This is a genomic window from Amycolatopsis sp. NPDC051106, from assembly GCF_040682775.1.
GTDB lineage: Bacteria > Actinomycetota > Actinomycetes > Mycobacteriales > Pseudonocardiaceae > Amycolatopsis.
In genome coordinates, this window is sequence record NZ_JBFBBQ010000064.1 from 25759 (window position 1) to 48171 (window position 22413).

General features: G+C 69.8%; 21 protein-coding genes and 1 tRNA gene. 13 read left to right on the forward strand and 9 right to left on the reverse strand.

All coding sequences use genetic code 11. The annotated features are described in order from the left end of the window. Positions 1-20: 20 nt before the first annotated feature. Together AB0M83_RS34870 and AB0M83_RS34875 are read left to right on the forward strand one after the other, a co-directional pair. Positions 21-866, forward strand: coding sequence for an alpha/beta hydrolase (locus AB0M83_RS34870; RefSeq protein WP_364523650.1), 846 nt, complete (start codon positions 21-23; stop codon positions 864-866). A 16-nt stretch (positions 867-882) separates the two neighbouring features. Further along, the gene (locus AB0M83_RS34875) at positions 883-2064 is read left to right on the forward strand and encodes a PQQ-dependent sugar dehydrogenase (protein WP_364523652.1); all 1182 of its coding nucleotides are present in this window, start codon (positions 883-885) and stop codon (positions 2062-2064) included. A 202-nt stretch (positions 2065-2266) separates the two neighbouring features. Here the strand turns inward: AB0M83_RS34875 and AB0M83_RS34880 are convergent, their stop codons facing one another. Then, the gene (locus AB0M83_RS34880; protein WP_364523654.1) at positions 2267-2998 is read right to left on the reverse strand and encodes an SDR family oxidoreductase; all 732 of its coding nucleotides are present in this window, start codon (positions 2996-2998) and stop codon (positions 2267-2269) included. Positions 2999-3028: 30 nt separating this feature from the next. Between AB0M83_RS34880 and AB0M83_RS34885 the strand changes: the two genes are divergently transcribed. Next, positions 3029-3421 (forward strand): NUDIX domain-containing protein, encoded by a 393-nt coding sequence (locus AB0M83_RS34885; protein ID WP_364523656.1) that lies wholly within the window; start codon positions 3029-3031, stop codon positions 3419-3421. A 135-nt stretch (positions 3422-3556) separates the two neighbouring features. Further along, positions 3557-5026, forward strand: a complete 1470-nt coding sequence (locus AB0M83_RS34890) for a hypothetical protein (RefSeq protein WP_364523658.1) — start codon at positions 3557-3559, stop codon at positions 5024-5026. Positions 5027-5040: 14 nt separating this feature from the next. Here AB0M83_RS34890 and AB0M83_RS34895 read toward each other — a convergent pair whose 3' ends face one another. Next, positions 5041-5634 (reverse strand): TetR/AcrR family transcriptional regulator, encoded by a 594-nt coding sequence (locus AB0M83_RS34895; protein ID WP_364523698.1) that lies wholly within the window; start codon positions 5632-5634, stop codon positions 5041-5043. Between the two features lie 93 nt (positions 5635-5727). Beyond that, the gene (locus AB0M83_RS34900; protein ID WP_364523660.1) at positions 5728-6693 is read right to left on the reverse strand and encodes an acyl-CoA desaturase; all 966 of its coding nucleotides are present in this window, start codon (positions 6691-6693) and stop codon (positions 5728-5730) included. Between the two features lie 205 nt (positions 6694-6898). Between AB0M83_RS34900 and AB0M83_RS34905 the strand changes: the two genes are divergently transcribed. From AB0M83_RS34905 to AB0M83_RS34925, 5 genes are all read left to right on the forward strand, one after another. Next, positions 6899-6970: transfer RNA gene (locus AB0M83_RS34905), tRNA-Gln, on the forward strand. Positions 6971-7005: 35 nt separating this feature from the next. Then, a complete protein-coding gene (locus tag AB0M83_RS34910; protein ID WP_364523662.1) occupies positions 7006-8757 on the forward strand; it encodes a GGDEF domain-containing protein in 1752 nt (583 codons plus the stop codon). A gap of 111 nt (positions 8758-8868) precedes the next feature. Beyond that, positions 8869-10341 carry a bifunctional UDP-N-acetylglucosamine diphosphorylase/glucosamine-1-phosphate N-acetyltransferase GlmU gene (gene glmU / locus AB0M83_RS34915; RefSeq protein ID WP_364523664.1) on the forward strand — a complete coding sequence of 491 codons (1473 nt, stop codon included), beginning with the start codon at positions 8869-8871 and terminating at the stop codon, positions 10339-10341. Next, positions 10338-11318 (forward strand): ribose-phosphate diphosphokinase, encoded by a 981-nt coding sequence (locus AB0M83_RS34920; protein ID WP_364523666.1) that lies wholly within the window; start codon positions 10338-10340, stop codon positions 11316-11318. The genes glmU and AB0M83_RS34920 overlap by 4 nt, the downstream gene beginning before the upstream one ends. Before the next feature lie 61 nt (positions 11319-11379). Continuing rightward, on the forward strand, positions 11380-12306 hold the full coding sequence (locus AB0M83_RS34925) for a TIGR03621 family F420-dependent LLM class oxidoreductase (RefSeq protein WP_364523668.1): 927 nt from the start codon (positions 11380-11382) through the stop codon (positions 12304-12306). Here the strand turns inward: AB0M83_RS34925 and AB0M83_RS34930 are convergent. Both AB0M83_RS34930 and AB0M83_RS34935 read right to left on the reverse strand, forming a co-directional pair. Continuing rightward, positions 12303-12944 (reverse strand): NAD(P)H-binding protein, encoded by a 642-nt coding sequence (locus tag AB0M83_RS34930; protein WP_364523670.1) that lies wholly within the window; start codon positions 12942-12944, stop codon positions 12303-12305. The two genes, AB0M83_RS34925 and AB0M83_RS34930, sit on opposite strands and share 4 nt — an antisense overlap. 99 nt (positions 12945-13043) lie before the next feature. After that, a complete protein-coding gene (locus AB0M83_RS34935; RefSeq protein WP_364523672.1) occupies positions 13044-14159 on the reverse strand; it encodes a hypothetical protein in 1116 nt (371 codons plus the stop codon). A gap of 351 nt (positions 14160-14510) precedes the next feature. On the opposite strand from AB0M83_RS34935, the gene AB0M83_RS34940 reads away from it, so the two are divergent. The 4 genes from AB0M83_RS34940 (at position 14511) to AB0M83_RS34955 (ending at position 16586) form a co-directional block, all read left to right on the forward strand. Beyond that, positions 14511-15119 (forward strand): 50S ribosomal protein L25/general stress protein Ctc, encoded by a 609-nt coding sequence (locus AB0M83_RS34940; protein WP_364523674.1) that lies wholly within the window; start codon positions 14511-14513, stop codon positions 15117-15119. 9 nt (positions 15120-15128) lie between these two features. After that, complete coding sequence (gene pth / locus AB0M83_RS34945; RefSeq protein ID WP_364523676.1) at positions 15129-15722, forward strand: aminoacyl-tRNA hydrolase; 594 nt, start codon at positions 15129-15131, stop codon at positions 15720-15722. A 21-nt stretch (positions 15723-15743) separates the two neighbouring features. Beyond that, positions 15744-16061, forward strand: a complete 318-nt coding sequence (locus AB0M83_RS34950; protein WP_364523678.1) for a DivIVA domain-containing protein — start codon at positions 15744-15746, stop codon at positions 16059-16061. A 168-nt stretch (positions 16062-16229) separates the two neighbouring features. Then, positions 16230-16586 (forward strand): DivIVA domain-containing protein, encoded by a 357-nt coding sequence (locus tag AB0M83_RS34955; protein ID WP_364523680.1) that lies wholly within the window; start codon positions 16230-16232, stop codon positions 16584-16586. A gap of 90 nt (positions 16587-16676) precedes the next feature. Here the strand turns inward: AB0M83_RS34955 and AB0M83_RS34960 are convergent, their stop codons facing one another. The 4 genes from AB0M83_RS34960 to AB0M83_RS34975 form a co-directional block, all read right to left on the reverse strand. Next, a complete protein-coding gene (locus tag AB0M83_RS34960; RefSeq protein WP_364523682.1) occupies positions 16677-17675 on the reverse strand; it encodes an IS481 family transposase in 999 nt (332 codons plus the stop codon). Between the two features lie 126 nt (positions 17676-17801). Beyond that, the gene (locus tag AB0M83_RS34965; protein WP_364523684.1) at positions 17802-19490 is read right to left on the reverse strand and encodes a fatty acyl-AMP ligase; all 1689 of its coding nucleotides are present in this window, start codon (positions 19488-19490) and stop codon (positions 17802-17804) included. A 25-nt stretch (positions 19491-19515) separates the two neighbouring features. Next, positions 19516-21282 carry an ABC-F family ATP-binding cassette domain-containing protein gene (locus AB0M83_RS34970; RefSeq protein WP_364523686.1) on the reverse strand — a complete coding sequence of 589 codons (1767 nt, stop codon included), beginning with the start codon at positions 21280-21282 and terminating at the stop codon, positions 19516-19518. A gap of 61 nt (positions 21283-21343) precedes the next feature. Further along, entirely contained in the window at positions 21344-22306 is a 963-nt protein-coding gene (locus AB0M83_RS34975) for a 4-(cytidine 5'-diphospho)-2-C-methyl-D-erythritol kinase (RefSeq protein WP_364523688.1), read from the reverse strand. Positions 22307-22413: the final 107 nt, after the last annotated feature.

The following is a 22413-nucleotide window of genomic DNA, read 5'->3' on the forward strand; positions in this document are numbered from 1 at the left end:
GGAAGGATAGAGTACTTTGCATGCCGATATACAAGTCCGAAGCCGGAGCTCGCCTTCTGCGTGAGCGCTATCTCGAGGCACTGAAGAGCTGGCCCGTCCCGCGCGACGAAGTGCGCGTGCCGACTCCCGAAGGCGAGACGTTCGTCCTGGTCTCCGGCCCGGAAAGCGCGCCGCCGCTGGTACTGCTCCACGGCTCCGGCAGCACTTCGGCGGAGTGGGCGCCCCGGATCCCGGCGCTGATCGAACGGTTCCGGGTGTACGCGGTCGACGTCATCGGCGAACCGGGGATGAGCGCCGAGACGCGGCCGCCGCTCGGCAGCGACCGGTACGCGCGCTGGCTGGACGCCGTGCTGGACCACTTCGGCGTCTCGCGGGCGGCCTTCCTGACGTCGTCGTTCGGCGGCTGGCTAGCGCTCGACTACGCGACCCGGCGGCCCGAGCGCGTCGCCGCGCTGGCGCTGCGCTGCCCGATCGGCCTCGGCCCGATGAAGAAGGGGTTCGTCGTCAAGGCCGTGTTCCTGTCCCTGCTCGGGGAGCGGGGACGGCGGAAGTCGGTGGCCGGCACCGTGGGCGAGCCGGAGACGTCGCCGATCGTGGAGCACCAGCTGCTCGTGTCGGCGAACTACCGGTACCGCACCGGCCCGTTCCCGGTCTTCGGCGACGCGGCGCTGGGGCGGCTGACCATGCCGGTGTACGCCGTCGCCGGCTCGGAGGACGCCATGGTCGACTCCGCGACGACCAAGCGGCGGCTCGAAGCGGCGGGCGCCGTGGTGGACCTGGTGCCCGGCGCCGGGCACTCCTTCCCCGGCTCGGCCGACCTGGAGTTCCTGAAGGAGGCGGCGGCGAACGGTGATTTCACCGCTTGATGGCAGGATGGGCCGTATGCGGTGTGTGCTGGGTCTCATCGGTGCGGTATCCCTGCTGGTCGCGGGCTGCTCGGGGGCGTCGAGCGCGCCCATCCAGAGCGTCCCGCCCGCGGCCACGCCTGCGGCGTCGACCGGGAAGTTCAAGGTCGAGACGGTGACCGCCGGGCTGGAGCACGGCTGGGACATCGGCTTCCTGCCCGACGGCGGCATCCTCGTGCCGCAGCGGCCCGGCAAGCTCGCGCTGGTCCGCGGCGGGCAGGCCACCGACGTCCGGGCCGACTTCTCCGACGTCCTCGTGCAGGGCGAGGGCGGGCTGCTCGGCATGGTCGTCAGCCCGGACTTCGCGACCAGCCGCGAGTTCATCACCTGCCAGGACCACCAGGAGGGCGGCAAGGCCGTCGACATCCGGCTGGTCACGTGGAAGCTGGCCGAGGACGGCGCGAGCGCCTCGAAGGTCAAGGACCTGCTCACCGGGCTGCCGGTGAACCCGAGCGGCCGGCACTCCGGCTGCCGGCCGACGTTCGCCCCGGACGGCGCGCTCCTGGTCGGCACCGGCGACACGGCGCGCGCGTCGATCGCGCAGGACCGCCATTCGCTGGGCGGCAAGGTGCTGCGGCTGGACGCGAAGACCGGGAACCCGTTGCCGGACAACCCGTTCATCACCTCGTCGAACGCGAAGGAACGGCTGATCTACACGTTCGGCCACCGCAACGTCCAGGGCGTGGCGATCCGGCCGGGCAGCGGCCAGGTGATCACGGCCGAGCACGGGCCCACCTTCGACGACGAGGTCAACCTGCTGAAGCCGGGCGCGAACTACGGCTGGGACCCGTCGAAGGGCGGCACGGACTCGAGCTACGACGAGAGCGTGCCGATGACCGACCTCAAGCGGTTCCCGGACGCGGTGAGTCCACTGTGGACCTCCGGCCGGATCACCGAGGCGATCAGCGGCGACGCGTTCCTGACGGGCTCGCAGTGGGGCCCGAACGACGGCGCGCTGGTCGTGGTGGCCCTGAAGGGCCAGAAACTCCTGCTGTACCACTTGGACGCGGCGGGCAAGGTCCTGGACGTCACGCTCCCCCCGGAGTTCGACGACAAGTTCGGCCGGTTGCGCGCGGTGCGCAGCGGCCCGGACGGCGCGCTGTACGTGACGACTTCGGACGGGACGGACGACAAGCTGCTGAAGGTCACGCCCGCCTGAAACATGAGAAAAGCACGGCCGCCGGGTGCCGTGGACACTTCCGCCGGGGTGGCGGATCGCGGAACATGGTTCGTACCAGGAGTTTCGCCCGCCCCCGACGAGTGTTGGACGCGGTCCGAAGAAAGCGTTCCCGCGGCAGCACCGCGCCGGTCCCCGAGCGCCATCGCCGACCTGGCGCTCGGGGACCGGCATCCAACGTTCCCTATCTCCCCAGGTGAGCCCCGCCGTTGACGTGCACCACCTGTCCGGTGACGTGCCCGGCGGCGGGGCTCGCCAAGAACGTCACGACGGCGGCGACATCTTCCGGCGTGCCCGGTCGCTTGTTCATCGTGTTGCCGATCAGCCATTCCCGACGGCGGTCCGAAAGCTTGCCGTGGAAGAACTCCGTTTCGCCGATCAGTCCGGGCGCGACGACGTTCGCCGTGATCCCGCGCGCCCCGAACTCCTGCGCCACGCTGATGTTCCACGCCTCGACAGCGGCCTTCGCGGCCCCGTACGAACCGGCGCCGGTCCGGGCGGCGATCGAACCGATGGTGACGATCCGCGCGTCGTCGGCGAAGCGGTCGCGCAGCGCGTGCGTCACCAGCGCCGCACTGACCACATTGGACCGGAGGTTGCGCTCGAACGCGGCCGCGAAGCCGGCCAGCCCCTCGTCGTCGCCATCGCCCTCGATGAAGTCGGTATTGCCCCCGGCGTTGTTGACGAGCACGTCGACACGGTCCGGCAACTCCTCGAGTGCGACTTCGACCGCGGCTGCATCGGCGGCATCGAACACGACGGGCCGCGCACCCAGGAGCGTCGCGGCTTCGGTGAGCACCTGCTGGCGGCGCCCGGTGATCGTGACCCGGTCGCCCGCTTCGGCGAACGCCGCCGCGACGGCGTACCCGATGCCCGTGCCGCCGCCTGTCACCACTACTTCCCTGCTGTTCCCCATGCACCCCAGTTTAGTGCCTAGGATCGGGACATGATCGACAAGATCGCGTGGATCCACGTGGTGGACGGCCGGATCCTCAGCACGCGCTCCCGCGGCAAGGACGTCTACTACCTGCCGGGCGGCAAACGCGAGCCGGGCGAGACGGATGCCGAGACGCTGGTCCGCGAGGTTCGCGAAGAGCTGACGGTGACGATCGCCGAGCCGACCATCGCGCCGGCGGGGACCTTCGAAGCGCAAGCGGATGGCAAGGAGTCGGGCGTCGTAGTGCGGATGACGTGCTTCACGGCCGAGTACACCGGAACGCTGAAAGCGAGCAGCGAGATCGAAGAGATCGCGTGGCTCGGATACTCAGACCGCGACCGGGTATCAGCAGTGGACAAGATCATCTTCGACCACCTGCGCGAAACGGGTCAGCTGCGATGACGAGTGGCAGGTCGCCCCTCCGATAGGCCGATGCCGGGCCGACCAGGCGGCTCGTCGGGCAGAATCCACCCGACACGAATTCTTGACCCGTCCCGAAGTCACGAGTTCCGCGCCGCCGCGCAGGGTGGAGACGACATGGATACGCCGACCGACGGCTCCGAACAGTTTTTTGACCTGAACATCGAGCGAGTGCTGGAACATTGGCCGGTCGCCTTCGCGATCCGTGAGATCATCGCCAACGCCCTCGATGAGCATGCGCTCACCAAGACCGTCGAACCGGTGATCACCAAGGATCCCGCAGGCGCGTGGCACGTGGCAGACTTCGGCCGAGGACTGCGTTACGAGCACCTCACGCAGAAGGAGAACGACGAGAAGCGGCACTCCGATGCGGTGATCGGTCAATTCGGCATGGGCCTCAAGGATGCCTTGGCCGTGTTCGATCGTCACGACATCGACGTGGTGATACGCAGCAGGCACGGCGACATCACCACCAGGCAGCGAGCGAAGGAATCGTTCGCAGACGTGCGTACTCTGCACGCAGTCATCCGTCCGGCGACCAACCCCGGCCTCTCCGGCACCGACGTCGTGCTGCGCGGCGTCACCGACCACGATGTGGCAGCCGCCCGGAAATTCTTTCTGCACTACAGCGGGGACGACGTGCTCGAGAGCACCTCAGTCGGACAAGTACTGAAACGAGCCGAAGTCACCGCTCCCGGCCGGATCTACGTGAAGGGACTCCTCGTCGCGGAAGAACCGAACTTCCTGTTCTCCTACAACATCACCGATATCAACGCGCCGCTGCGGCGCGCCCTCAACCGCGAGCGCAGCAACGTCGGCCGATCCGCATACACCGATCGAGTCAAAGCGATTCTCAAGCAATGCCACTCGGCCCACGTCGCTTCGCCCTTGGCCGACGACCTCGCCGAGTTCGCCACCGGCCGGATGCACGACGAGTTGAGCTGGCGCGAGATCACCGTGCACGCGTGCACGGTTCTGGCCACCCACCAGAAAGTCGTGTTCGTGACGCCGTCGGAACTGCAGGAAGGTACTCCGCAACTCCGTTACGCCGAGCAAGAGGGCTACCGACTGGTGACCGTGTCCGGGGAGGTGTCGGCGAAGCTGAACCAGCAGACCGACTTCGCCGGCAAGCCTTTGCTCGACTTGAAGGGATACCGCGAAGCATGGAATGAAAGCTTCGTCTTCTCACTGGTGAACACGGCCGAGCTGTCACCGCACGAAAACTCCGTCTACGCACTGACCGATGACGTCGCCCGTCTCGCGGGGATCGACCTGCGCCGAGCCGGCGTGCACCACGTCGTGATCTCGGAGACCATGCGCCTCGACGTGACCGGGGAGTCGACCCTGGGCCTGTGGGAGCCGGACGAGAACCGGATCGTGATTCATCGCAGCCAGCTGTCCAGCCCGGCCGCCTACTGCGCGACGCTGCTTCACGAGCTCACCCACGCGGTCTCCGGTGAATCCGACAACTCATTGGAGTTCGAGGCCGCGCTCACCAGTCTGCTCGGCAAGATCGCTCTCCAAGCGTTGAAGCCCGGCTTGCCCGAAGAGCGGACCATGCCGTTTCCCCGACGTCACTCGAGGTGACCGCGGAAACAGACTCACCGCAGTCGCAGCTTCGGCTTGTCCTCCAAGTGCGACAGCCCGTTCCAAGCCAAGTTCACCAAATGCGCCGCCACCTCGTCACGCTTAGGCTTGCGCGCATCCAGCCACCATTGGCCGGTTAGCGCGACCATCCCCACCAAAGCCTGCGCGTACAGCGCCGCCAGTTTCTCGTCGTAGCCGCGGGCCGCGAACTGCTGGGCCAGGATGTGTTCCACCTGGCTCGCGATGTCGTTCAGCACCGTCGAGAACGTGCCCGTCGAACTCGCGACCGGGGAATCGCGGACCAGGATGCGGAAGCCGTCGTGGGAATCCTCGACGTACGACAGCAACGCGATCGCCGCCTGCTCCAGCATCACGCGGGGGTGGCCACCGTGCAACGTGGACACCATGCGATCCAGCAGCGACTGCGTTTCGCGGTCGACGACCACCGCGTAGATGCCCTCTTTGCCGCCGAAGTGTTCGTACACCACGGGTTTCGACACGTTGGCGCGGTGCGCGATCTCCTCGATCGACGTGCCGTCGAAACCCTTTTCGGCGAACAGCGCCCGCGCCACGTTCAGCAATTGCTGACGCCGTTCGGTACCGGTCATCCGGACGCGCGTCACCGGGGCGACCGGACGCGCCCCGGTGACCTGCTCACGCTTCGAACGTCTTCTCCCCGCCACCCGGGGAAGCCTACTTGCTCAGCTCTTCTCCGTGGCGATTCGGGCCAATCGCTGCGGCGTCGGCCAGCGCACGTCGTGCACCCAGCCGAACTTTTCGAAGATCCAGATCAGCCGCGCGGAGATGTCGATCTGGCCGCGCTTCACACCGTGGCGGGCCGACGTCGGGTCCGCGTGGTGCAGGTTGTGCCAGGACTCGCCGAAGCTGAAAATCGCCAGCGGCCAGAAGTTCGCCGACTTGTCGCGGGCGGCGAACGGGCGCTCGCCGATCATGTGGCAGATCGAGTTGACCGACCACGTCACGTGGTGCAGCACGCAGATGCGCACCAGCCCGGCCCAGAAAAACGCGGTGACCGCGCCCCACAGCGACCACGAGATCAGCCCGCCCAGCAGCGCCGGCAGCGTCAGGCTGACCAGTGCCCAGAGCCAGAACAGGTCGTCGACCTTCTTGATCGCCGGGTCCTTCACCAGGTCCGGCGCGAAGCGCTCGGCGTTGGTCTGGTCGCGCTCGAACAGCCAGCCCATGTGCGCGTGCCAGAAGCCCTTGGCGATGGCCCACGGCGAGGTGCCGAACGCCCACGGCGAGTGCGGGTCGCCGTCGCGGTCGGAGAACGCGTGGTGGCGACGGTGGTCGGCGACCCAGGTGATGACCGGTCCCTGCAGCGCGATGCTGCCGGCGATGGCCATGACCACGCGCAGCCACTGCTTGGCCTTGAACGAGCCGTGCGTGAAGTAGCGGTGGTACGACACGGTGATGCCGAGCCCGCTGATCGCGTAGAACACCACGAAGATGCCCACGTCAACCCAGCTCAGTCCCCAGCCCCAGGCGAACGGCACTGCGACCAGCAGTGCCACCAACGGCGCGATCACGCCGAAGTAAACCGAAAGCTGCACGCCGATTCCGCGGGTGCCTTCGGTGACAGGTTTGGGCCCCTTGGGAGCCGAAGGCTCCCCTGCGGACTGAGTACGGTCGAGCGTGGCCGTCATACGCTTCACTTCTCCCTATGCGGGCACCCTATTACGTAGGGTGCCCTAACCTACGATGCCGTAAGTTACGGTACAGGAGGTTCCGGCGACTGGGGAGTACCTGGACCTCACACCGCTACTTCCGGCAGGGGTACCCGGCGGACGCGTGCTAAACGCATCCCGCGCGCGGACGACACCCGATCGTCGCTATCCTGACCAGGATCGATCCGCCGTAGTGTAATCGGCAGCACTTCAGATTTTGGTTCTGACAGTTCAGGTTCGAATCCTGGCGGCGGAGCAGCTCAGAGGACCCGAACCCACGACACCGGGAGGTTGGCGCTGACCGACGAGGCGACCGACCCGGTAGCGGCCAGGCGTCCCGCGCTGGCCGAAATGTCCGATGCCTGGCTCGTCGGGCGAGCGCGGGAGCTGATCGCCGCCGTCCAGCGGCAGGACTACACCCAGCAGCTCCAGATCGTCGAGCTGATGGACGAGCTGCTCGACGAGACCCAGCGGCGCGGCGAGCCGACGATGATCGCGCAGCTGCTGCGCGCGTCCGCGATCGCCCGCCTGATCACCAAGGGCCTGGCCGCGGAGGCCGAGCCGCGGCTCGACGAGATGCTCGCGCACACCCGCCGGCACGGCCTCGCGCTGCTGCGGGCCGACGCGCACGCGCTACGCGGCCGCCGGCTGGTGATCGCCGCGCAGGAGGATCCCGCGCTCACCGAGATCGCCCGCGCGCTGGCCATCCTCGACGACTCCGCGATCCCGAACCGGCAGGTCGGCATCCGCCAGTGGAACCGGATGCTGTGGTCGGCGCTGAACGACTGCTGGATCGTGCTGAACCAGCTCGGCGTGTACGAAGCCGCCGAAGAGGTCATCGGCCGCGCCGCCTCCGCGATCCGCGAGAGCGCGAGCCCGCACGAGATCACGCTGCAGCTGATGAACCGGGTCAAGATGCTGCTCGGCTGGGGCCTGCGGCTGGAGCGCATCGACGAGTACGACGAGAGCGCCGAGAAGTTCCGCACCGCCGCCTCCATGGCCACGGCCGCCGAAGGCCCGTTCACCGAGTCGCTGTTCCCGCGCCGGTCGGGCGTCGCGGCCGTCGACCAGGTCGGCGTCCTCGCCTCGGCGCAGGCGCTGCACAACCCGAGCGCCGACCAGATCGACCGGCTCCGGCAGCTGCACGAAGGCACCGGCTTCCCGGGCGACACCGAGATCGTGGCTATCGCGCTGGCCCGCTGCCTGGACAAGGCGGACCGCCGCGAAGAGGCCCTCGACGTGCTGCGGCAGGCCCGCGAAGCGCTGAACGACACCTCCCAGCCGTCGATGCGGCTGAACATCGCCCGCGAGCTGGCCCGGCTGGACACCAGCCCGGACTACGCCTCCGGCGCCAGCCAGTCGCTGATCGACTACGCGACCCGGCTCGAGTCCGAGATGTGGAGCCTGCGCGAGTCGCAGATCGCCACGCTGAACGCGCGTCGCGAACACGAACGGCTCTCCGCCGAGCACGGCGCGATCACCCAGCAGGCCCTTCAGGACCCGCTCACCGGCCTGCCGAACCGGCGCGCGCTGGACGAGAAGCTGCGCCAGCTCGCGTCGTCGGCCGACGCGCAGCCCCTCGCGGTCGCGCTGGTCGACCTCGACGGTTTCAAGGGCGTCAACGACAAGGCGTCCCACGCCGAAGGCGACAACGTGCTGCGTGTCGTCGCGAGCACGCTGCGTGACGCGCTGCGCGGCGACGACCTCGTGGCGCGCTACGGCGGCGACGAGTTCATCGTGCTGCTCCCGGGCACGCCGGCGTCCGCGGCGAAGATGGCGCTCGGCCGCGCCGTGAAGTCCGTCGCGGGCCTGCCGAACCACCTTTCCCACGGTGTCACGCTGTCCATCGGGCTCGTTTCGCTGCGGCCGCAGGAGCGCGGCGAGCAGGTCCTCGCCCGCGCGGACGCGGCCATGTACCAGGCCAAACGCGGGGGCGGCAACCAGGTGGCGTCGGCCAACTCGATGGCCGCCGACCCGGCCGCCGCGTGGTCGGGCGAAGGCCTTCCCACCGACCCCGCGTGGGAGCCCGAAGAGCCCAGTTAGGATCGGTCCCCGACCAAAGCGCCACTTTCCCTATGAAAGTGTTCCGGAGGGGGCGTCTCCGGAACACTTTCATAGGGAAAGTGGCGACCGGAGCCATCGTTGGGAGCGCCGTTGACCGGCCCGCTGAGCACGTTGATCCTCGCCGCGGGTGAGGGCACCCGCATGCGTTCCTCGACGCCCAAGGTACTGCACCCGATCGCCGGGCGGCCCCTCGTCGAGCACGCCGTCCGGGCCGCCGCCGGCCTGGACCCCGAGCACCTCGTCGTGGTCGTCGGCCACGGCCGCGAACTGGTCGGCGAGCACCTCGCGCGGGTCGGGGACGCCCTCGGCCGCCCGGTCGGCACCGCGGTGCAGGACCAGCAGAAGGGCACCGGCCACGCCGTGTCGTGCGCGCTCGCGACGCTGCCCGCCGACCTCACCGGCACCGTGCTCGTCAGCTACGGCGACGTCCCGCTGCTCGACACCGCGACCCTGGGCGCGCTGCTCGACGAGCACACCGAGGCGAAGAACGCGGTCACCGTGCTCACCTCGGTCGTCGACGACCCGACCGGCTACGGCCGCATCACGCGCGACGACGCCGGCAAGGTCACCGGGATCGTCGAGCACAAGGACGCGACCCCGGAGCAGGCGGAGATCACCGAGATCAACTCCGGCGTGTACGCCTTCGACGCCGCTGTGCTGCGCGACGGCCTTTCGCGGCTGTCGACCGACAACGCGCAGGGCGAGCTCTACCTCACCGACGTCCTGGGCATCGCGAACGGCGACGGCCTGCGCGTCGGCGCGCTCGTCGTCGACGACCCGTGGCTGACCGAGGGCGTCAACGACCGCGTCCAGCTGTCGGTGCTCGGCGCCGAGCTCAACCGCCGGATCGTGCAGCGCTGGCAGCGCGAGGGCGTCACGGTCGTCGACCCCGCGTCGACCTGGATCGACGCCGGTGTGACCCTGGCGCGGGACGTCGTCATCGAGCCCGGCGTCCAGCTCAAGGGCAGCACTTCGGTCGGCGAGGGCAGCACGGTCGGCCCGGACAGCACGCTGACGAACGTCAAGGTCGGCACGGGTGCCTCGGTGGTGCGGGTGCACGGCTCCGATTCCGAGCTGGGCGACCGCGTGAACGTCGGCCCGTTCACCTACCTGCGGCCGGGCACCAAGCTGGGCGAGAAGGGCAAGCTCGGCGCGTTCGTCGAGACGAAGGCCGCCGACATCGGCGCCGGCACGAAGGTGCCGCACCTGACCTACGTCGGCGACGCCACGATCGGCGAGAACAGCAACATCGGCTGCTCGAGCGTGTTCGTGAACTACGACGGTGTCCACAAGCACAAGACCGTTATCGGGTCGCATGTCCGGTTGGGCGCGGACAACACCTTCGTCGCCCCGGTGCACATCGGTGACGGCGCTTACAGTGGGGCGGGTGCCGTGATCCGCGAAGACGTCCCGCCGGGCACACTCGCGGTGTCGGCGCCGCCGCAGCGGAACATCGAAGGCTGGGCGATCCGTCGCCGGCCGGGTACGCCCGCGGCGGAGGCGGCCCAGGCCGCCCTCGACGCCGAGCCAGCAGCAGGAACCGACGGGGAGTCGCCAGCATGAGTCCGAAGTCAGGCACACCGAAGAAGAACTTGATGCTCTTCTCCGGACGGGCGCACCGGGAGCTCGCCGAAGAGGTCGCCGAGCACCTCAACGTGACGATCACCCCGCAGACGGCGCACACGTTCGCCAACGGCGAGCTGTTCGTCCGGTTCGAGGAGTCCGTCCGCGGCACCGACGCCTTCGTCATCCAGGCGCACACCACGCCCATCAACGAGTACGTGATGGAGCAGCTGATCATGGTGGACGCGCTCAAGCGGGCGAGCGCGAAGCGGATCACCGTGGTGATGCCGTTCTACCCGTACGCGCGCCAGGACAAGAAGCACAAGGGCCGCGAGCCGATCTCGGCGCGGCTGGTCGCGGACCTGTTCAAGACCGCGGGCGCCGACCGGATCATGACGGTCGACCTGCACACCGCGCAGATCCAGGGCTTCTTCGACGGCCCGGTCGACCACCTGATGGCGCAGACCGTGCTGGCCGAGCACATCAAGAAGACCTACGGCAACGCCGACATCACCGTCGTCTCGCCGGACTCGGGCCGCGTGCGCCTGGCCGAGAAGTGGGCGCAGACGCTGGGCGACCGGCCGATCGCGTTCATCCACAAGACCCGCGACCCGGACAAGCCGAACCAGGCCGTGGCCAACCGCGTGGTCGGCAAGGTCGAGGGCAAGCTCTGCGTCCTGATCGACGACATGATCGACACCGGCGGCACGATCGTGAAGGCCACCGAGGCCCTGATCGACGAGGGCGCGGCGGACGTCGTCATCGCGACCACCCACGGCATCCTGTCGGACCCGGCGACCGAGCGGCTTTCGCAGTGCAAAGCGCGCGAGGTGATCGTGACGAACTCGCTGCCGATCCCCGAGGAGAAGCGGTTCGAGGGGCTGACGGTCCTGTCGATCGCTCCGATGCTCGCCGAGGCCATCCAGCAGGTCTTCGAAGACGGCTCGGTGACTTCGCTCTTCGACGGCAACGCCTGATCCCGTCCGCCGGGCGCGAACTCCGCGCCCGGCGGACGTTTCCGGCGCTAGCGTGCCGGGCATGGGGAACTTCAAGTTCGGCGTCAGCTTCCGTGAAATCGGCAGCCGGGACGCGTGGATAGCCAAGTGCCGCCGGGCCGAGGAGCTCGGCTACGACGCCATCACCGTGCCCGACCACCTCGGCACCAGGCGGTTCGCGCCGTTCCCCGTGCTCGCCATGGCCGCCGCCGTCACCGAACGGCCGCGGCTCGGCACCCTCGTCTCCAACGTGCCCTTCTACAACCTCGCGCTCTTCGCCCGCGAAGCCTCTTCGACGGCCGCGCTGCTCGACGGGCGCCTCGACCTCGGCCTCGGCGCCGGGCACATGAAGGCCGAGTTCGACAACGCCGGCCTGCCGTGGCACAAGGCGTCCGAGCGGATCGGCTACCTCCGCGACAGCCTCGGCTACCTGCGGAAACACTTCGAGGACGAAGGCATCGACCACCCGCGGCTGCTCATCGCGGGCAACAGCGACGGCGTCCTGGAGCTGGCCGCCGAGCACGCCGATATCGTCGGCTTCGGGGGCTTGAGGCAGCAGCCCGGGAAGCCGCCGGGCACCTTCAAGCTCGACAACGCCGAGGCGATGGACGAACGCGTCGCGTTCTTCCGTGCCCGGACCGGCCGCGACCCCGAGTACAACATGCTGGTCCAGCACGTCGAGGTCACCGACGACCGGCAGGCCGCGGCGGAGGCCTGGCACGAGCTGACCGAGCGCAGCGCCGTGCCGGACGCCCGGGAACTCCTCGACGCGCCCCAGCTGCTGCTGGGCACGGTCGAGGAGATCGCCGGACAGCTGGAAACCCGGCGCGAGCGCTACGGCTTCTCGTACATCACGGTCTTCGAGCCGTTTTTCGAGACCTTCGCGCCGGTGCTGAAGGAACTTCAGTGCCCAACCGAGGCTTCGCCTCGGGCCGGGGGCTCCGCCACCCGGACCCCCGAAAGCCGTTAATAAGCGACTGTGAAGCGCGCGCGGCGGTGCTTCGGCTGCTCGATCTCGTCGACGTACGCGGTCGCGAAGTCGTCGCCGCCGATGTGCGACTTGCCGTTCTCGTCGGTCAGCAGGACGTCGCCGCCGATCCGGAACTCGCCCTTGCGCTCGCCGGGGGTCCAGGCCCCGAACTCGGCGGCGGGGCTGACGTAGAACCAGTCGAGGTCCTCGGGCTGTTCGCGCAGCAGGCCGAGCACCTCGGCGTGGTTGCCGGCCTCTTCCTTGTACTCGGCCGGGAACTCCGGGGTGTCGAACAGCCGCGGGCCGCCCTCGGCGACGAGCAGGCTCGCCGCGCCACCGACGAACGACAGCCGGACGCCGTTCTCGCGCGCGATCCGGGCGAGCGACGGCACGGCGTCGATGAGCTTCTCGCCGTCGATCGCGCGCGCCGGGGTGGCGACCACGAAGACGTCGGCGTCCTTCGCCAGTCCCGCCACGAACTCCTCGTCGTGGAGCGAGCCCTGCCGCTCGTCGACGCCGTCGGGCGCCGCACCGGGGTTCCGCGCGACGCCGACGACCTCGTGCCCGCGCCGCAGCGCCTCGGCGCCGATCTTGCCCCCGGCGTACCCGGTCCCCCCGAAAACCACCAGCTTGGCCATGTCATTTCTCCCGTTCGAATCGGCTGTACGCAGCCGATGCTAGGAACGGAAGATCACCTACTTCAACGGAAGCAACGCACTCCCGGGTAGGTGTCCAGCTCAGCCGCCCAGGCTCGCGAACTCGGCGGCGACCTTCTGCTTCACGGCGTTGGCGTCGAGCGCCGCGCGCACCTCCGCCGTCGCGTTCGGCTTGGACAGCACCTGGTAGCTGGCGGTGCGGTTCGGCAGCTTGAACTTGACCGTGCAGGACATCTTCACCGTCGCGTACGGCTCGGCGTCGGCCGCCGTCGTGCAGGTCTGCGCGCCGAGCGAGTCGGCGCTGACCTCGACCGAGAGGTTGATGTGCACGACGCTCTTGCCGCCCGCGGCCGGCGAGCCGACCACGCTGGTGGAGACGTCGACGGTCGTCGTGCAGGAGCCGACGAAGTCCTTGCAGTCGAGGGTGTCGTTCGTGACGACGGCGCTGGCCTGGACCAGGCCTTCGAACGGCTGGCCCAGCGCGCCGACGGCGTTGTCCAGGTCGGTGTGGAACGTCTTCAGCGCGTCGCCGGCGATCGGGTCGACGCGGAACTCGCCGCCGAACTTCGGGCCGGCCTGCGGGTCGAGCAGCGCCGGGGCGAAGCTGACGACCCGGTTCGGCTTGGCCGTGGTGACGCGCAGGACGCTGGGCGCGGCGCCGAGCTGGTAGACCTCGGTGCCGTCCGGGAGCTTCGCCTTGACCGGGTCGCCCAGCCGGTCGAGGCCGGTCAGCGCCTTGCGCAGCCCGTCGGCCAGCGCCTGCGGGGCGAACTTGGCGGCGGGGTCGAAGGGCAGCTCGGAGCCGAGCGAACGCACCCAGCTGGTGCCGAACTGCGTGCCCTCGTCGATGGCGTGCGCCTTCCAGTAGTCGGCGTCGGCCTGCAGGTAGAACTGGCCCGCGACCGAGGTCACCTGGACGACGCGGCCTTCGAGCGGCAGCCCGCCGAACGCGTTGCCACCGCGGGTGACCCGGAACTGCTGTTCGGCCCCCTTGGTCGCCGACTTCAGGGAGAGCGCGGGCGTCTGGCCCAGCGCGGTGAGGGCGGCGTCGACCGCGGCACGCTGCTCGGCGCGCCGGTCGGCCGTCTGCTGGCCGGCGGCCGAGACCCCGGCGGTGCCCGGGATCGCCGCCTGGCAGCCCGCCAGCACTCCGCCCAGCAGCAGCACCGCCGCCGCCATGCCCCGTCGAGCCCGCATCTTCCGCCCCCTGCTCTGCCGCCGCGTCCGAGCACACCTCGGCCGGTGAAGTCGCGCCACCGGATTTGTGTCGTCACGCACCGGGGTTCAGGAGGGTTCTAGCCTGGCCCGGGCCCCCGCCGCAACCCACCGTGATGAGGTTGGTTTACACTCTTGAGGTTGTCTCGGCGAGGCGGGGCCCTTCTGGGTGCCCGGCGTGATCGACGCGGCGGCTCGGAGTAGCCCCCGGCTGTCGTGCACGCCCGGAAACTCGCCGCCGAACGCAACCGCCTGAACAGAACAACGCCCGCATCCCCCGCCGCAGCATGCTGTCTCCCGCACCATGTTCGTGATTTGAAGGAGTGCCACACCGTGTCCGAGGTACGTCTGTCCGTCGAGCCGCGCACCGAGTTCGGCAAGGGCGCCGCGCGCCGCACGCGTCGCGCCGGCAAGATCCCCGCCGTGCTGTACGGCCACGGCTCGGACCCGCGGCACTTCGCGCTGCCGGCCATCGAGTTCGCCCGCGTCGTCCGTGAGAACGGCTCCAACGCCGTCATCACCCTCGCCATCGAGGGCTCCGACGAGCTCGCGCTGACGAAGACCATCGTCGTGCACCCGCTCAAGAACTACATCGAGCACGTCGACCTGCTGGTCGTGAAGCGCGGCGAGAAGATCGTCGTCGACGTCCCCGTCGTCGTCACCGGCAACCCCGGCCCCGGCGGTCTGGTCAACCAGGACGTCGACACCCTGCAGGTCGAGGTCGAGGCGCTGCACATCCCGGAGCAGTTCGAGGTCTCCATCGAGGGCCTCGAGATCGGCTCCCAGGTGCTCGCCAGCCAGGTCGAGCTGCCGCAGGGCGCCACCCTGGTCACCGACCCGGAGTCGCTGGTCGTCGCCGTCAACGAGCCGCAGCGTGAAGAGGCCGACGACGAAGACGCCGCCACCGAAGCGGGCGGCGAGTCGGCCGAATCCGCCGAATAATCTTTCCGCATGACCGAAGACCTGCCCGGGGCCGGCGAGCTGATCCTGCTCGCCGGCCTCGGCAATCCCGGACCCCAGTACGCCGGAAACCGGCACAACGTCGGTTTCATGGTGCTGGACGAGCTCGCCGCCCGGGTCGGCGGCAAGTTCAAGACGCACAAGAGCGGCGGCGAGGTGCTCGAAGGCCGGTTGGCCGGCCGCCGCGTCGTGCTCGTGAAGCCGCGCACGTACATGAACCTCTCCGGCGGCCCGGTGGTCGGCGCGGCGCGGTTCTACAAGGTGCCGCCGACCGGCGTGGTCGTGGTGCACGACGAGCTGGACGTCGACTTCGGCGCGCTGAAGCTCAAGTTCGGCGGCGGCGACAACGGCCACAACGGACTCCGCTCGATCACGAAGTCGCTCGGCACCCGCGACTACTACCGGGTCCGGTTCGGCATCGGCCGCCCGCCCGGCCGCCAGGACCCCGCGGACTTCGTGCTGAAAGACTTCTCGACGGTGGAGCGCAAGGAGCTCCCGTTCGAGGTGGACAGGTGCGCGGACGCGACCGAAGCACTGGTCGGCACGGGTCTCGCGGCCGCGCAAAACGCCTTCCATGCCGGCTGACAACAGTGGCAAGGTGAGCCCATGACCCCTGACGAAGTCCGGGCGATCGCGTTCGGCAAACCCCGCTTCGGCCGGCGCGGCTACAACGAGGACGAGGTCGACGCCTTCCTCGACCTGATCGCCGAGGCGCTGGCCGGCCGGAACATCCTGACCGCCGACGACATCCACTACGTCGAGTTCACGATCATGCCGGTCGGCATGCGCAGCTACGACCAGGCTCAGGTCGACCTGTTCCTGGACGAGGCCGAGGCGGCGCTCATCGAGCTGCGCAACCCGCGGCCGGTGGTGGTCGACGAGCAGCGCCCGCAGGGGCCGCGGAAGTGGTTCGGCCGAGGCTGACGAGTGTGAGGCCGGCCACACAGCGCTGCGTAGTCCCGGCTCACTCACAGGCGGATGGCGGCCGCCCGTCGGGGTGAGCTTCGAGGTCCACCCCTTCCGGGGAGCCCGTCCGCGGGTTAGGACGGTGTACGGCAGTTCGCACCGCCCAACCCCGAATCGGAGAGTTGCATGTCGTTCACCGCCGAAGACCTCGCCGAGGTCACCTTCGGTAACGCCCCGATCGGCCGCCGTGGCTACGCCAAGCACGAGGTCGACGAGTTCGTCCGGCGCATCGCCAAGACGTTCGCCGAGGAGGACGACCTGACCGCCGCCGAAGTGCACCACGTGATCTTCGCGAAGCCGCTGATCGGCAAGCGCGGCTACGACGAGCGCGAGGTGGACGACTTCCTCGACGCGGTGGAGGACCAGCTCGCCACCCGCACCGGCCACGCCCCGGACCTCCCGGGCGCCCGCACGCCGGCGGAAGCCACGGCCGAACGCGCCACCCCGCCGACGATCCGCGCCACCCGCGTCCAACAGCGCTAGCTCCTAGCGCCCCAATGTGGCCTTGGTTGCGTCTCACGCACCCAATGTGGCCTTCGGTGCGTCTGACGCACCGAAGGCCACATTGGGGCGCTAGGTGTGATGTCCAGGGAGGTTGGTCAGCCGGGTGACGGGTGGCTTGCCTCCGGTGGATGAGTGGGGTCGGTGGTGATTGTAGAAGTGCAGCCACCCCGGTAACGCCGCCCGCCGCAGAGCCTCGGACGGGTAGAAGCGGGCGTAGGCCCAGCCCTCGGCCAGAGTGCGGTGGAACCGTTCGATCTTGCCGTTGGTCTGCGGCCGGTAAGGCCGGGTCCGTTTCGGGGTGATGCCCAGCTCGGTGCAGGTGTCACGCCAGGCTGAGGAGCGGTAGCAGGCGCCGTTGTCGGAGAGCACGCGTTCGACGGTGACGCCGTGGTCGGCGAACCAGGCGGCGGCTCGACGGAGGACACCGAGGGCGGTGTCGGCTTTCTCGTCGGCGTGGATTTCGGCGTAGGCGAGGCGGGAGTGGTCGTCGAGGACGGTGTGCACGTAGGCGGTGCCGGTGCGGGCGTGTCGGTCGGTGCTCCAGATTCCGGTGCGTCGCGAGGTGGCTGATTTGTTCTTGTCGCCTTGCTGTTTGCCGACGTAGCGCCAGCCGCCGCCGTCGGGGATGTTGCCGAACTTGGTGACATCGACGTGGATCAGCGAGCCGGGGTGGTCGTGTTCGTAGCGGCGCAGCGGTTCGCCGGTGACCCGGTCGATGCGGGACAGGCGGTTGATCCGGCAGCGCACCAGGACCGCGTGCACGGTCGAGGCGGGCAGGCCGAGCCGGCCGCCGATCTGGACCGGGCCCAGTCGCTTGCGCCACCGCAACGCCACGATCTGCCGCACCGTCGGGGCCGGGGTGCGGGTCGGGCTGTGGTGCGGGCGGCAGCTGCGGTCAGCCATGCCGGCCGGGCCTTCGGTGCGGTAGCGGTCGGCCCATTTGCGGGCGGTCTTGGCCGCGACCATGAACATCTTCGCCGCCGCTGCGCAGGTCCAGCCCTGCTCGACGATCAGACGGGCCAGCCGCAGCCGGGTGCGTGGGGTGAGGGTGGCGTTAGGGTGGGACACGAAGGCCTCCGGAGGCGTGATGTGGTTCCTCGACAGCTCCACTTCACATCCGGAGGCCTTCACCTGTCAGCACGACAGGCCGCCGCTGGTCACCTCAACTCGGGACAACGTCCCTGAACATCACAGCTAGGCGTCGGCGTTCTTCTTGATCTTGTCCGCGAACTGCTGCGCCGTCGCCGCGCGCTTGACCTTGCCCGACGGGGTCTTCGGCAGGCTCCCCGCCGGCAGCACGACCACCGCGTACGGCCGCATGTCCACCGCGTCGCGCACCCGCGCCGAGACCTGCTTCATCAGGTTCTTCTCGGCCTCGGCGTCGCCCGCCAGCTTCGACTCGACGACCACCGCGAAGCGTTCACGACGGCTGCCCGCGTCCAGCCGCACCGCCACCGCGTTGCCCGCCCGCACACCTTCGACCGACGTCGCCGCGCGCTCGATGTCCGTCGGGTACAGGTTGCGGCCGCCCATGATGATGACGTCCTTGCGGCGGCCGCAGATGACGATCTGGCCGTCCACCAGGTACCCGAGGTCGCCGGTGTTCAGCCACCCCGCGTCGTCCTGGGTGGCGACCGGGCCCTCCATGGTCAGGTAGCCCGGCGTCACGGCCTCGCCGCGCAACCGGATCTCGCCGACCTCACGCTCGCCGACGCGCTCGCCCGCGTCGTTGACGATCTCCGCCTCGAGCCCGTCGAGCGGACGGCCGAGCAGCGCGAACGACCGGACGCTGTCGGTGCCGCGCCGCGGGTCGCCCTCGGGGACCGGCACCGCGCGGTTGTCCGCCTCCAGCGCGTCGGCCTCGACGACGTCGAGGGTGAGCCCGGTGAACAGCGGCGCGAACGACACCGCGAGCGTCGCCTCCGCCATGCCGTAGGCCGGGAAAACGCATTCCGCCGGCATCTTGAACCGGGCACCGGCGTCCACAAAGGTCTGGACGGCGGTTTCGTCGATGGGCTCGGCGCCGTTCAGGGCGATCCGCAGCTTCGAGAGGTCGTAGGCGTCGCCGGAGTCGACGCGCGCCATCCGGCGTCCGACGATCGCGTAGGCGAAGTTCGGGGCCGCCGTCGTCGTGCCGCCGTACTTGGTGATCAGCTCGGGCCAGATCAACGGCCCCGAAAGGAATTCGACCGGCGTGATCTTGACGAGCTCGACACCGAAGGTCATCGGCACGGTCAGGAAGCCGACCATGCCCATGTCGTGGAACGTCGGCAGCCAGGACACCATCACGTCGGTGTCGAAGTCGAACTCCGCGCGGTCGACCATGGCCTTGACGTTGGAGTACAGGTTCCCGTAGGTGATCCGCACGGCCTTGGGGTCGGCGGTGGAGCCGCTCGTCAGCTGCAGGAGCGCGGTCTCGCCCTCGTCGGTGACGACGACGTCGTCCAGGGGCTCGGCTCCGGCGAGCTCGGTGATCAGCTTGAAGCCGATGCCCTTCTGCTCCAGCACCGGCGCCAGCTGGTCGAACGGCTCGCCCAGCAGCACCAGGTCCGAGCCGATCATCCCGAGCACCCGCACGGTGTCCTCGGCCCACTCGGCGAGGTCGGTGCGCGGAGTGGGCTGGTGCAGCATGGTGACGCTGCCCCCGGCCAGCCAGACGGCCTGCACGGTCGGCGCGATCAGCGCCGGTGCCGCGGCCAGCACCCCGACCGCCGTGCCCCGCCGGAACCCGCCGGCGACGAGCCCACCGGCGATCCGCCGGGCTTCCTGGTGCACTTCGGCCCAGGTCCGCCGGACCGGCTCCTTGGGCTCCCCGGTGACCATGCCACGCTGCTGACCCCGCCCCGCCGCGGTGGCGACGAGCGTGTCCACGAACCTGCTCATGAGGTAGACATTACTGGCAGCCGTGTCACTCCAGCAGTTCGGACGTCTCCAGCCAGCGGCCCTCGACGTCCTGGATCTCGCCCTGCACGCCCTTCAGCTGCGAGTTGAGCTCCATCAGCTTCGCCGGGTCGGTCGCCGCCTCCAGGAGGGACGCGTGGAGCTTCTCCTCCTTCGCGTGCAGCTGGTCCAGTTTGCGCTCCAGCCGGCCCAGTTCCTTCTGCGCCGCCCGGAGATCCGCCGCCGACTTCTTCGCCTCGGCCTTCGCCGCCGTCGGGGCCACCGCGGCCGCCGGTTCCTTGGCGAGGGCACGGCGGTTCAGGTACTCCTCGATGCCGCCCGGCAGGTGGGTGATGCGGCCGTCGCCGAAGAGGGCGACGATCGTGTCGCAGACGCGTTCGACCAGGTAGCGGTCGTGCGAGACGACGACCATCGTGCCCGGCCAGCCGTCGAGGAGGTCCTCCAGCTGCTGCAGCGTGTCGATGTCCAGGTCGTTCGTCGGCTCGTCGAGCAGCAGCACGTTCGGCTCGGCCATCAGCAGCCGGCACAGCTGCAGCCGGCGCCGCTCGCCGCCGGAGAGGTCGCCGACCGGGGTCCACTGGCGCGCCTGCGGGAAGCCGAGCTTCTCGCCCAGCTGCGACGCCGTCATCTCCTGCTTGCCGAACACCACGCGCCCGGCCACCTGCTCGATCGCCTGCAGCACGCGCAGGTCGGCGGGCAGGTCGTCGAGCTCCTGGCGCAGGTGCGCGAGCGCGACCGTCTTGCCCTCGATCCGGCGCCCGGTCGACCCTTCGACGTCACCGCCCAGCAGCTTCAGCAGCGACGTCTTGCCGGAGCCGTTGACCCCGACCAGGCCGATCCGGTCGCCCGGCCCGACCCGCCAGGTGACGTGGTCGAGCAGCGTCCGGTCGCCGACCTGGTACGTCGTGTCTTCCAGCTCCAGCACGGTCTTGCCCAGGCGCCGCTTCGCGAACGCCATCAGCTCGACGGAGTCGCGCGGCGGCGGCACGTCCGCGATCAGCGCCTCGGCCGCGTCGATGCGGTAGCGCGGCTTCGACGAGCGCGCCTGCGGGCCGCGGCGCAGCCACGCCAGCTCCTTGCGGGCCAGGTTCTGCCGCTTCTCCTCGGCCGTCGCCGCCAGCCGCGCCCGCTCGGCGCGCGCGAAGATCCAGTCGGCGTAACCACCTTCGTAACTCTCGACGCGGCCGTTGGCGACCTCCCAGGTCACACTCGCGACGGTGTCGAGGAACCACCGGTCGTGGGTGACGACCACGACCGCGATCCGCCGGGTCAGCAGGTGGTCGGCGAGCCACTGGACACCTTCGACGTCCAGGTGGTTGGTCGGTTCGTCGAGCACGACGAGGTCGAGCTCGCCGGTCAGCGCGGCCGCCAGCGAAACCCGCCGCCGCTCCCCGCCGGACAGGTTCGCGGTGGGCGTTTCGAGCCCGATCGCGGTGATGCCCAAGCCATCCACAATGGACCGGACGCGCACGTCGGCGGCCCATTCGTGCTCGGCGCCGTAGCGTTCGAGCACGACTTCGCCGACCGTGCTGCCGTCCGGGAGCTCGGTCCGCTGGGTGACCACGGCCATCCGCAGGCCGCCGACGTGGCTCACCCGCCCGGAATCCGGCTCGGCGAGTCCGGAAAGGACTTCCAGGAGGGTGGTCTTGCCCCCGCCGTTGAGGCCGACGACGCCGATGCGCTGCCCGGCCGCGACGCCGAGCGACACACCGTCCAGGAGCGGGCGCACCCCGTAGGACTTGCTCACCGCTTCCAGGTTGACCAGGTTGGCCATGCGCTCAGCCGATCCTTTCCGAGAGAAGAAGAAGTGGTATCCGACCATCCACAGTGGAGAGTCAGGCGTGCACCCGCGGCGGGGCCGGGCGGGGCGCGTCGTCCCCGCCGACCACGCGGGCGCCGGGAACCGGGCCGTGCGCCACGCGGACCGTGCGGCACACCCCCGCGCCCGACAGCTCCGCGGCGACCTCGACCGCCGACTGCGCGTCCTCGCAGAGGAAGGCGCACGTCGGGCCGGAGCCGGAAACCGTGCCGGCGAGCGCGCCCGCGTTGACGCCGGCCCGCAGCGTCCGGCGCAACCCGGGCCGCAGCGAAACCGCCGCCGCCTGGAGGTCGTTGCCCAGCAACAGCGCCAGCTGACGCGGGTCGCCCGAAGCCAGCGCCTCGACGACCGGGGTGTGCGAGCCGATCCGCGGCGACTTGCCGCCGGCGCGGAGGCGGTCCAGCTCCTTGAACACCTTCGGCGTCGACAGCCCTTCGGAGTCGAAGGCCAGCACCCAGTGGAAGGTGTGCCGCGACAGCACCGGGACGAGCTGCTCGCCCCGCCCGGTGCCCAGCGCGGTGCCGCCGTAGAGCGCGAACGGGACGTCGCTGCCCAGCCCGGCGGCGATTTCGGCCAGCTCGTCGCGCGTGACGTCGAGGTTCCAGAGGCTCGCCAGCCCGACCAGGGTCGCCGCCGCGTCGGCGCTGCCGCCGGCCATGCCGCCCGCGGCCGGGATGCCCTTGCGCAGCACCACCCGGACGTTCGGCTCTCCGGTGCGGCCGACGTGCGCGGAAAGCGCTTCGACCGCGCGCCAGGCCAGGTTGGTGTGGTCGGCGGGCACCGAGCCCTCGCCCTCGCCGTAGAGCTCCAGCCCCGGCTCCTCGGTGACCGCGACGGTCACCTCGTCGGTCAGCGACAGGGCCTGGAACACGGTCACGAGGTCGTGGTAACCGTCTTCGCGCAGGTCGCCGACCGCGAGGTGCAGGTTGACCTTGGCCGGGACCCGGACGGTGACTGGGGGCGGAACTACGGCGAGCACCCGACCAGCCTACGTGCCCGCGAAAACGCCCCAATGTGGCCTTCGGTGCGTTGAACGCACCCAAGGCGGCCTTCGGTGCGTTGAACGCACCCAAGGCCACATTGGGG